The 10,866-nt window shown below is 61.9% G+C and carries 10 protein-coding genes; 2 read left to right on the top strand and 8 right to left on the bottom strand.

The window, feature by feature from the left end; genetic code table 11:
* Positions 1 to 42 precede the first annotated feature (42 nt).
* Positions 43 to 2,328, top strand: a complete 2,286-nt coding sequence (locus A3AY_RS0101515; RefSeq protein WP_018323905.1) for an NADP-dependent malic enzyme — start codon at positions 43 to 45, stop codon at positions 2,326 to 2,328.
* 210 nt (positions 2,329 to 2,538) lie between these two features.
* Here A3AY_RS0101515 and olsB read toward each other — a convergent pair whose 3' ends face one another.
* From olsB to A3AY_RS0101490, 5 genes are all read right to left on the bottom strand, one after another.
* Positions 2,539 to 3,417: a l-ornithine N(alpha)-acyltransferase gene (olsB, locus tag A3AY_RS0101510; protein WP_018323904.1), complete on the bottom strand. Its 879-nt coding sequence runs from the start codon at positions 3,415 to 3,417 to the stop codon at positions 2,539 to 2,541.
* Positions 3,418 to 3,511: 94 nt separating this feature from the next.
* Complete coding sequence (locus A3AY_RS0101505; RefSeq protein WP_018323903.1) at positions 3,512 to 5,815, bottom strand: PAS domain-containing hybrid sensor histidine kinase/response regulator; 2,304 nt, start codon at positions 5,813 to 5,815, stop codon at positions 3,512 to 3,514.
* A gap of 55 nt (positions 5,816 to 5,870) precedes the next feature.
* Positions 5,871 to 6,359 carry a signal peptidase II gene (gene lspA, locus A3AY_RS0101500; RefSeq protein ID WP_018323902.1) on the bottom strand — a complete coding sequence of 163 codons (489 nt, stop codon included), beginning with the start codon at positions 6,357 to 6,359 and terminating at the stop codon, positions 5,871 to 5,873.
* Positions 6,359 to 7,219, bottom strand: a complete 861-nt coding sequence (locus A3AY_RS0101495) for a TrmH family RNA methyltransferase (protein ID WP_026203007.1) — start codon at positions 7,217 to 7,219, stop codon at positions 6,359 to 6,361. The genes lspA and A3AY_RS0101495 overlap by 1 nt, the downstream gene beginning before the upstream one ends.
* Positions 7,216 to 8,361, bottom strand: coding sequence for a class I SAM-dependent rRNA methyltransferase (locus A3AY_RS0101490; protein WP_026203006.1), 1,146 nt, complete (start codon positions 8,359 to 8,361; stop codon positions 7,216 to 7,218). The genes A3AY_RS0101495 and A3AY_RS0101490 overlap by 4 nt, the downstream gene beginning before the upstream one ends.
* 117 nt (positions 8,362 to 8,478) lie before the next feature.
* Between A3AY_RS0101490 and A3AY_RS0101485 the strand changes: the two genes are divergently transcribed.
* Positions 8,479 to 8,931 (top strand): SRPBCC family protein, encoded by a 453-nt coding sequence (locus A3AY_RS0101485; protein WP_018323899.1) that lies wholly within the window; start codon positions 8,479 to 8,481, stop codon positions 8,929 to 8,931.
* A 4-nt stretch (positions 8,932 to 8,935) separates the two neighbouring features.
* Here A3AY_RS0101485 and A3AY_RS0101480 read toward each other — a convergent pair whose 3' ends face one another.
* The 3 genes from A3AY_RS0101480 to sppA form a co-directional block, all read right to left on the bottom strand.
* On the bottom strand, positions 8,936 to 9,280 hold the full coding sequence (locus A3AY_RS0101480; RefSeq protein WP_026203005.1) for a lipopolysaccharide assembly protein LapA domain-containing protein: 345 nt from the start codon (positions 9,278 to 9,280) through the stop codon (positions 8,936 to 8,938).
* Between the two features lie 121 nt (positions 9,281 to 9,401).
* Positions 9,402 to 9,704 carry an integration host factor subunit beta gene (locus A3AY_RS0101475; RefSeq protein ID WP_018323897.1) on the bottom strand — a complete coding sequence of 101 codons (303 nt, stop codon included), beginning with the start codon at positions 9,702 to 9,704 and terminating at the stop codon, positions 9,402 to 9,404.
* Between the two features lie 140 nt (positions 9,705 to 9,844).
* Positions 9,845 to 10,804 carry a signal peptide peptidase SppA gene (sppA, locus tag A3AY_RS0101470; protein ID WP_018323896.1) on the bottom strand — a complete coding sequence of 320 codons (960 nt, stop codon included), beginning with the start codon at positions 10,802 to 10,804 and terminating at the stop codon, positions 9,845 to 9,847.
* Between the last annotated feature and the right edge of the window lie 62 nt (positions 10,805 to 10,866).

The following is a 10,866-nucleotide window of genomic DNA, read 5'->3' as shown; positions in this document are numbered from 1 at the left end:
GCGGCGCAGCAGTGCCGTCGCCCACAAAAGGTTGGAGGATCCATGTCGGCAAAGGACAAGAGTGGTCGCAGCGCCACCAGCGTAACGGACCAGGAAGCGCTCGATTTTCACTCGCAGGGCCGGCCCGGAAAGCTGGAAATTTCACCGACCAAGCCGATGGCGACGCAGCGCGACCTGTCGCTTGCCTATTCGCCCGGCGTCGCGGTGCCGGTGAAGGCGATCGCGGCCAATCCGGCAACCGCCTATGACTACACGACGCGCGGCAACATGGTGGCCGTCATTTCGAACGGCACCGCCATCCTCGGCCTTGGAAATCTCGGCGCACTGGCCTCCAAGCCGGTGATGGAAGGAAAGTCTGTCCTGTTCAAGCGCTTCGCCGACGTTGATTCGATCGACCTCGAGGTCGATACGGAAGACGCCGACGAATTCATCAATTGCGTGCGGTTCCTCGGCCCCTCCTTCGGGGGGATCAACCTGGAGGACATCAAGGCGCCGGAATGCTTCATCATCGAGCAGAAACTGCGCGAGATCATGGATATTCCCGTCTTCCATGACGACCAGCACGGCACGGCGATCATCGCAACCGCAGGCCTCATCAACGCGCTGCAGCTGACAGGCCGTGACCTGAAGACCACGCGGCTGGTGTGCAATGGCGCAGGCGCGGCGGCCATTGCCTGCGTCGAGCTCATCAAGTCGATGGGTTTTGCACCCGAAAACATCATCATGTGCGACACGAAGGGCGTCATCTACCAGGGCCGCACCGAAGGCATGAACCAATGGAAGTCGGCGCATGCGGTCAAGACCGACCGGCGTACCCTCGAAGACGCAATGGACGGCGCGGATGTGGTGCTCGGCCTGTCGCAAAAGGGTGCCTTCTCGGAGGCGATGATCCGTTCCATGGCGGAAAAGCCGATCATCTTCGCGATGGCCAATCCCGATCCGGAAATCACGCCGGAGGAGGTGTCCGCCATTCGCGACGACGCGATCATGGCCACCGGCCGATCCGACTATCCGAACCAAGTCAACAACGTGCTGTGCTTTCCCTACATGTTCCGCGGCGCGCTCGACGTCCATGCCTCGACCATCAACGAAGCCATGAAGATCGCCGCGGCCGAGGCCTTGGCAAACCTTGCCAAGGAAGACGTCCCGGATGACGTGGCGGCGGCCTATCAGGGCAACCGGCCGCGTTTCGGCCCGCAATACATCATTCCCGTGCCCTTCGATCCGCGCCTGATCTCGTCCATTCCGGTCGCGGTGGCGAAGGCGGCGATGGAGAGCGGGGTTGCCCGAAAGACTCTTCCGGATCTGGCCGCCTATGGCCGTCAGCTTTCGGCCCGGCGCGATCCGATCGCCTCGACGCTGCAGCGAATCTACGAGCGCGTCCGCCGCCAGCCGAAGCGGATCGTCTTTGCCGAAGGCGAAGAGGTTCAGATGATGCGCTCGGCACTTGCCTATGTGAACCAGGAACTCGGCACCGCCCTGCTTCTCGGCCGCGAGCAGCAGATGCGCGAGATGGCCGATCGGGAGGGTATCGACCTCGACCGGCCGGGCATCCAGATCGTCAATGCGCGCATTTCCAAACGCACCGGCGCCTATACGGACTATCTTTACGCCCGGCTGCAGCGGAAGGGCTATCTCTACCGCGATGCCCAGCGCCTGATCAATAACGACCGCAACCACTTCGCCGCCTGCATGGTGGCCTTGGGCGACGCCGACGGCATGGTGACGGGCATTACCCGCAACTATTCCACCGCGCTCGAGGACGTGCGCCGCTGTATCGATCCGAAACCGGGACACCGGGTGATCGGCGTGTCGCTGGCGCTGTGCCGCGGCCGCACCGTGTTGGTCGCCGACACGGCCGTGCACGACATGCCGTCGGCCGAGGAACTCGCCGACATCGCCGAGGAAGCGGCAGGCCTCGCCCGCCGGCTCGGCTATTTCCCGCGCGTGGCGATGCTTGCCTATTCGACGTTCGGCCACCCGTCCGGCGAGCGCTCGGAGCGGGTGCGCGAGGCCGTCAACATCCTCGACAGGCGCCGCGTCGATTTCGAATATGACGGCGAGATGGGTGCGGATGTGGCACTCAACGCCCGGGTGATGGAACAGTATCCCTTCTGCCGGCTTTCCGGCACCGCCAACGTGCTCGTCATGCCGGCATTCCACTCGGCCTCGATCTCGACGAAGATGCTGCAGGAACTGGGCGGATCGACCGTCATCGGCCCGCTGCTCGTCGGTCTCGACAAATCGGTCCAGATCGTTTCGATGGCGGCCAAGGATTCCGACATCGTCAATATGGCAGCCCTTGCGGCACACAATGCCGGCAGCTGATCAAGACAAGCAAGGCACGAAAAAAGCCCGCTCGGGGAACCGTTGCGGGCTTTTTCATGCGATATGCCGATCTTGATTTAAATATTCAGGCCAAGCCTGCTGAATACTTTTTATGCAGTAAGGGACGGGGCTTATGTTCACTCACAAGCCAACTGTATTCGACAATGCTGCGTAGCGTCAAGATGTTTTGCAACCTTGAATGGTTTTTCATCAGGTAGAGAATCTGCCGGCATCATTACCGTAGTAATTGAGATAGCGACCGGAAATATGCGTGATCGGCAGGACGATCAGCACATCCGTCGTGCGGAAGGCATGATCGACGACGGCGCCCTTGCCGACCATGGCGCCGAGGCGCATGTAGCCCTTGATCAGCGGCGGCAGCGCGGCGAGCGCCTTGCGCATGTTGATGGCTTCGGCGGGCATCAGATCCATCGTGCGGAACAGTTCCGGAAGGGCTGAGACGTCCCATTCCTCCCGCACCACCATGTTATGGTGGAGGAAGGAGAGTGCCAGTGCGTGTTCCTCCGGGATGACGCCGGGGAAGGAGCCGCAACCGAACATCGCATCGACGCCGTATTTGAGCGCATAGGCCCAGTTGCCCTGCCAGAGAAGCTCGACAGTGCGCTTGGTGCGATATTGCGGCAGGACGCAGGAGCGGCCAAGCTCCATGAACTTCTTCTCGGGATGGCGTTCCAGCAGGCAGCCAACGGAAAACTCGGAAGCCGAATAAAAGCCGCCGGTCCTGGCCGCAACGTCCTGGCGAAGCAGCCGGTAGGTGCCGACGATCTGGTCCTCCGGATCGCCCTCGATCGCCGTGTCCAGCACCAGCAGATGATCGCAGACAACATCCCAGGCATCCGCATCACGCTTGCGGCGTTCGGCATCCTGCGGGATCTGCGCCTTCATTTCTTCGACGAAGACCTTGTAGCGCACCGCCTGGGCGGCATCGATCTCCGATGCATTGCGGGCAAGACGGGTTTCCAGATTGCCAATACGGCCAAGCACATCCGACGCCGGGGCATTGACGCCCCGGACACGGGTCTGCGGCTGGTCAGCCACGATCACCAGATCCAAAGGTTCGACTGTCATTGCGCGTCATCCTGGTCACTATGATCCTGTCCGGCATAAACCACGTTTCTGCGACAGGATAGTGACATTGAGGCCGCCAGGCAAAGGCTGGCTGTCAGTGAGAAGGCAACAATCGGTCGATTTCCGTGGTCAACGCTTTCGGATCGGCAGGCTTGGAAAGGACCGCGCTCGCGCCGGCGGCCAGCAGTTTCTCACGGGTTTCGACCGCGGCATCGGAGGTGAGCACGATGACCGGAACAGCCTTTCTTTTCGACTGGCGCTCCTCCTCTCGAAGCCGTTTCAGCATCGAAAATCCGTCGCCGCCGGGCATGTTGAGGTCGGTGACGATCAGTTCCGGGTCGATGCGGACCGCCGCCGGTGCATCGAACAGGGCTACAGCAAGCGCCTCGAAATCCTCGACCACGCGGACCGGATGTCCGGCCCGCTCCAACACCGCGCGGACCATGAAGGCATTGACCGGATCGTCTTCCGCCAGCAGCAAGCCGCCCTCGACCGGCTTTTCGCGCAAGGCCGGGGCGTCCCGCAGCACCGGCCGGTTGTCGTTGATCGCGTCGCGCACTTCCATTCCCTTCATGCGGCCCCGCAGGACCTCGACCAGTGACTTTTCCCGCAACGGCCGAATGAGCCAGGCGTGATAGCCGTCCATCTGGTTGATCGGCCGGCCGTTGCGCTCCTCCGGATTGACGAGATAGGTCTTGCGCAGCTTCTGCTGATCAAGGCTCGGCATCTGAGCCAGGAGAGACTGGAACTGCGCGGAGTGCCGGTGATCGACGATGATGTCCGTCAGCGATGTTGCCGCCGCAAGCGCACGAACGGCGACGGCCGCTTCCAATACCGTTTCGGCGCATTCGCATAAGCCGCCAAGCGTCCTGATCGTCGACGACAACGCCTTGGAGGCCGGCCCCGCAGGCGCCATCACCAGCACACGCGAGCCATCGAGAACGCCCGTCCTGGCGAGCGCGGCGGCAGCGAGATCGCAGCCCAGAGCCGGAAAGCGGATTTCGAAGGTGCTGCCCTTGCCCGGAATGCTGGAAACCGCCAGCGAGCCGCCGAATTCCTCCATGATGCGCCGCGAGATCGCCAGGCCAAGACCGGAGCCGAGGGAGCGCTGGGCGTTGCCGCCCGCCTGCTCGAACTCGTCGAAGACCCGGGCCTGCTCCTGCGGCGTCATGCCCGGGCCGCTGTCGTCGATCCTGATGACGGCGGTCGCGCGCTCTATGCAGGCCCTGACGAGAACGCCGCCAGTATGCGTGAACTTGACGGCATTGCCGATGACGTTGAACAGAACCTGGCGCAGGCGGGCGGCGTCGAAATCCATCAGGCTTGGCACGTCGGCTGTGACGGTGGCGCCGATTTCGATGCCTTTGTCATGCGCGCGGTGTGACAGCATCTCGACGACGCTCTCGATCGTCTCGCGCAACGGCGCAGGTGCCGGGCGAAGCTGGAAACGACCGACCTCGATCGAGGAGAAATCGAGCAAATCATCGACCAGTTGCACCAGCGCATGACCGGACTGGCACATGCCGGAAAGATAGTTTTTCTGCTCGCTGGTGAGCCGCGTCTGGCCGATCAGATCGCTCATGCCGAGAATGCCGGACAGCGGCGTGCGGATTTCATGGCTGACCGTTGCCAGCAGCCGCGACTTCGCCTGGCTGGCGATTTCGGCCTTGCGGCGCGCTTCCTCGCGTTCGCGCGCGACCCGGCTTTCCTCGGTCACATCGCGGCCGATGCTGTGCAGCATGAAGATGCCACTCGCCGGTTCGCGGGCGATGACGTCGTGCCAATCGAACAGCTTCACCCCGGCATCGGTGACGATCCGCACGCTGTAGTGATTGAGGCCGCTCGCCGGCTCGAAGTCGATGCCGAGCGCCTCGCAGGTCATGCCCTCCGGCTTCGCCCACCCGGTCAGGCGGCGGAAGACGGTATTGGCCTGGACGATGCTGCCGCCCGGCTCGCGGATGATGGCGATGTCGCCGAGTGCGTCGTGGATAGTGGAGAGCAGTTGCGATGTTTCGCTGCGCTCCCAGCGTTTGTCGCTCGCCTTTTCTTCCTGGACGCGGCCGCGGACCGCGGCGGGTCGAGCCACGGAGCGATACCAATCCTTCAGCAGCAGAGCGGCCCCGGCGACACCGGCTATGGCAAGGCCTGCAGGCAGCAGATAAAAACCTGCGTCGATGCCGGCCGCGAGAACGGCGGCAGAGCAGAGCACAGCACCGCCCGCCAGCGCCGGTTTCAACGCCGGGTACTTTTCCCGAGAGGCATCAAATCCGTCGTGCGGCTGCAGGGAATGGAGATTGTCATCCGCCGCAGCTTGCGACGCGCTGTCCTGCCCCAGCGTGCGGCGGGGCACGCTGAACTCGGCTGCAATCCGCTTTTTCAGGTTTGGCAGGTCGCTCATGACGCTTGCCTAGCACGACAAGCGTTTGGAATGGCTTCAGCCGGTCTTTAAAATTTTAGGCGTCCTGCTTTTTCATGTGCAGTATCTCGTCGAGGATGATCGCACCGGCGCCAATCGTAATGAAACTGTCAGCGAGATTGAACACGGCAAACGACCAGGTTGCGGTGTGGAACAGCACGTAGTCGATCACATAGCCGAAGATCAATCGATCAACGAGATTGCCCAAGGCGCCCGCAATGATCATCGCATAACCAAGATGTGCGAAGAACCGGTCTTTTGACGTGCGCCGCCACAGCCAGAGGACGAAAGCGACGACGAGGAGGCGCATGGTGACGATGAACCAGCCTTCCATGCCGGACAGCATGGAAAACGCCACTCCGTAATTGTAGGTCCGGTACAGGGCAAGCATCGGGATGACCGGCACAGCCTGCTGAAATGGCAACCACATCTCGACCGCCGCCTTGATCGCCTGATCGAGCAGAACGGCGACGACGACAAGAATGAGGATTGGCAGGGGCCGCGAAAAAATAGCCGTCTTTTCCATTATGCCCTGGCATCCAAAGTCAACAAATGGCGGCGCGCTTCAAACAGCATGATGCCGGTGGCGATCGCCAGGTTGAGAGAATCGGCGCGGCCCTGCTGCGGAATACGCGCGAGCGCGGTCGCCTCCTTTGCCAACTCGTCCGGCAGGCCGGCCTGCTCGTTGCCCATCAGCAGGACGACCGGCTTCTTGCGGTAATCGATGGTGCGGTAGTCGACGGCCCCCGCAAGATGCGTGGCGACGACCTGAACGCCGGCGGCCTTCTGCCATTTGACGAAATCGGCGACGCTGGCGCGGATGACCGGCATGGCAAAGACCGAGCCCATGGTTGCGCGCACCGTTTCCAGCGAGAACGGATCCGTGGTTTCGCCGATCAGGATGACGCCGGAAGCGCCGGCCGCGTCGGCCGTGCGGATGATGGTACCGAGATTGCCGGGATCACGGACGCGGTCGAGGGCCACATAGGTCTGGCCGAGCTCGGGTCTGATGTCCTTCAGGTTCGCATAGCGCTGCTCGAAGACGCCGACGACCATCTGCGGGTTGTCGCGGCGGGTGATGGCCGACAGCACCTTTTCGCTGACTTCCAGCACCAGGCCGCCGGTCGATACCGTCTTCAGCGCCACCTGCTCGACCTGCGCCTTGCCCTTGGCCGCCTTGGCGTAGACTAGCGTCTTGATGGTCCAGCCGAGATCGAGCGCGTCGATGACAAGCTTCAGCCCCTCGGCGATGAAGGAATGGGTCTCGTCGCGCTCCTTCTTGTTGGCGAGCGCCTTGATGTCCTTGATGATCGGATTAGCAAGGCTGGTGACTTCCTTTACCTGGCCGACCCGGCGGGGGCCGTGATCCCTGTGGTCATAGTTCATTTCGGCACCCATCGGCTGAAAAGGGAGGTGGAAAGCGCCCGGCCCGGCTCGTTGCCGTCAAGGCCGCATTCCCTGAGGATAAGTTCGCCCGATTCCACCGCGCCACCCCTGCCGCGCATCGTCTCGCGCATCAGCTCGTGGATGGAGTAGAAGCTCGCGCGGATCGAATAGGCCGTCAGCACGAGGCCCCTCGCCTCCGGCGACAGGATCTCGCGGCAGATGTCGAGCATCAGGGCGAGATGGTCGAAAAGCTGCCAGACTTCGCCATTCGGGCCGCGGCCGAATTTCGGCGGGTCAGTGAGGATGATGTCGTAGCGGCTGCCCCGGCGCTCCTCGCGCTGGATGAACTTCATCGCATCTTCGCAGATCCAGCGGATCGGCAGATGCTCGGCACGGCCCAGCGCCTGGTTTTCCCGCGCCCAGCCGATCGCCTTCCTGGAGGCATCGACGTGCGTCACTTCGGCACCAGCTTTCGCCGCGATCAGCGAGGCAACACCGGTATAGCCGAAGAGATTGAGCACCTTCAGCGGCCGACCGGCCGTCTCTATCTCACCCTTCATCCAGCTCCAGTGCGCGAGTTGCTCGGGAAAGACGCCGACATGGCGGAATGCGGTGAAGCGACCGTAGAACTCGGCATCGAGGATCTGCATGGGCCAGGTCTCGCCCAGCACATCCTTGGGAAACCGCCACCGGCCCATGCCGTCTTCGTCGGTGTCGCCGGTGAAGATCGAATCCACATTGTCCCAGACATGCGCCGGCAGCGTTTTCGGCCACAGCGCCTGCGCTTCCGGCCGCACGATGCGGTAGGGGCCGTACTGCTCGAGCTTCAGGCCGTCGCCGCTGTCGATCAGGTGATAGTCCCGCGCGCCCTTCGTCTCGAGAATGACCGGCACGCGCTCCTGCGGCTTGGCTCCGCTGCGGATGCGAACTTCGGCGCGAGGTGGCTCGGCGGCAACCGTCTTCGTGGCGGCCTTTTGGTGAAGCGGTTTGTCTGCGCCCTTGCGAACGAAAGGCACGCTGTCGCTACGCACCGGATTGGCTTGCGCTGATTTCCTGGCCAACGGCTTTGCGCCACCAGCCGGCCTTGCACGCGCCGCCGTCTGCCCGGCTTTTCCCTTGGGCCGTCGATCTTTGTCTTTCACTTAGGGTCGTCCGTCATCTGCTACGGTTCAAGCGCTGCAAATAGCACCGCTCCTCCTGTTGGCAAAGCTGTTTCACGTCTTACATACGCAGTGCAACCGCAACGATGGAGAATCAGCATGGAAATGAAGGGGGAGGAGCGCATCGCCGCTCACCGGGACGCTGTCTGGGCAGCGCTCAACGACCCCGACATTCTTAAGCAGTGCATCCCCGGCTGTCACTCGATCACGCGAACGTCACCGACCGAGTTTTCGGCAGCGCTGAAGGTGAAGATCGGTCCTATCCCGGTGATGTTCACCGGTCAGATTACCTTGTCGAATGTCCAGGCGCCGAACAGCTATACGATTTCAGGTGAAAGTGTCGGCGGCATCGCCGGTCTTGCGAAAGGCCGCGCGGATGTGACGCTGACCGAATATGGCGACGAGACCATATTGGTCTATGACGCGAGCGCGGAAATCGGCGGAAGGCTTGCGCAGCTCGGATCGAGGCTGGTCGGCTCAAGCGCGAGCAGGCTGGCGGCAAAGTTCTTTTCCGATTTCAGTGCCGCCGCCAACGCCTTGTCGGAAGCCTGAGACCTTATTTCGACGAAGCCGGAAGCATCGTCTGCGATGCGATGGTTTCTGCGCGGGTGCGATGTTTTTCGGCTTCGGCATGCCACTTGACCGCCTGGCTGGCCTCGTTGCGCGCCCGCTTGCGATACTTGCCTTGGCTGAACCAGGTGGCGAGTGATCCGACGATCATGCCGAAGATCACCGCGAGAAACAGAAAGACGAAGAACGGCGCCGAGGCGGAGAGAACGCTGTCTGTCGGATCGAACGGATTGAGCGCCAAGGTGACCGTCTGCCTGTTGGCGACCGACAGCACGATCAGCACGATGGCGATCGGGACCAGCACTACGATATTCACCAGCTTCTTCATCATCATTCCGTCTCCGTCATTCCGGCAGCCCGATGCCGCGGCACTCCGACCTGCCGCATAATTTTGTCCATAAACTGGCAAGATCCAGGGAGTTCTGCAGGCGCATCAAGCGGATTGGCGCGGTTCATTCATCATCTTCATCGTCAGAACCGGGATTGAGCCGCTCACGCAGCTCCTTGCCGGTCTTGAAGAAGGGAACCCATTTTTCCTCGACGAACACGCTGTCGCCGGTGCGCGGGTTGCGTCCGGAGCGCGACGGCCGGTTCTTGACCGAAAACGCGCCAAAACCGCGCAGTTCTACCCGGTTTCCGCCAGCCAGAGCATCCGTGATTTCATCGAGAACTGCGTTGACGATATTTTCGACATCCCGGTGATAGAGGTGCGGATTGCGCGCCGCAACAATCTGCACCAGTTCTGACTTGATCACTGTCGCCCCCTCATTTTTTGAATTTGCGTTTGTTCTTAGAGTGTTATGCCCATCGGATGGCCATGTCCACCGGTTGCGCGGGATGCCAAGCCGTTTTCAAGCCTCCCAAAACGGCAGACAAGAGATCATCGGGTGTTTTTTCAATCGCTGCCAACCTGCCAAACGGAAACCAGACCGTCAAGAAACAACTTCTCCCGGCCTATTTTTTCGAGGTTCCCCAGGAGCGGAAAAGCTTCATATCCCAAGGATTTGAGCCATGCGGACGCGGTCGCCCCCAGCCCGAAGGGGAAGGACGAGCCGGGCGCCTTCCACTCGACGATGTCAAGTTCCTTGGCAACTTTGCGGCCGCTCAGAAAGGCACGAATTTCCACATCGCCACCGAGTTCGTCAACCAGCTTCAGCTTGAGCGCCTGACGGCCGGTGAAGATGCGCCCGTCGGCAAGCTGCCGGGCTTCGTCGCGCGGCATTTTCCGGCGGTCGGCGACAACGTCGACGAACCAGTTGAAGCTGTCATCAATCATTGCCTGGATCACCGCCTTGGCATCGTCGCTCGGCGGGTGGAAAGGCGAGGGCTCGGCCTTGAGCGGCGAGGATTTGATCTCCTCCAGCGAGACGCCGACCTTGTCCATCAGCGTCTTGATCTGCGGATATTGGAAGAGAACGCCGATCGAACCGGTAATCGAGGTCTCGCCGGCAATGATGCGATCACCGGCAAGCGCGATCATGTAGCCTGCCGATGCGGCCAGCGTGCGAATATCGGCGACCACCGGCTTCTTTTCCGCCACCTTGCGAATAGCCTTGAACAGCACTTCGCCGCCATAGGTCGTGCCGCCGGGCGAGGTAATGGTGACCACCAGCGCCTTGACGGCATTGTTTTCGGCGATGCGGTCGAGACGCTCCAGCAGTTCGCGGTCATCCTGGATGATCCCGGAAATATTGACCCGCGCAATATGCGGGCGGCTGAACGCGCCCGTCTCGCCGGCGCTCGCGTAGATGTAGGCGGCGATGCCCGCCAGGAGTATCAGAGCGATGGACACAAGCCGCCAGAACCCCAGTTTTCGCCGAAGCTGGCGCCGGTCGGCGATCGCAAGCTGATCCATGATCTTTCCTCCTTTTCAAGGGCGCCTGGATAAACCAGCCCTTTTCTGCCCAGCGATCCATA

Origin of the sequence: Rhizobium giardinii bv. giardinii H152, from assembly GCF_000379605.1 — a bacterium.
Taxonomy (GTDB): Bacteria; Pseudomonadota; Alphaproteobacteria; order Rhizobiales; family Rhizobiaceae; genus Pararhizobium; species Pararhizobium giardinii.
The sequence above is the reverse complement of the archived record's forward strand: the minus strand, read 5'-3'. Positions and strand labels throughout refer to the sequence as shown.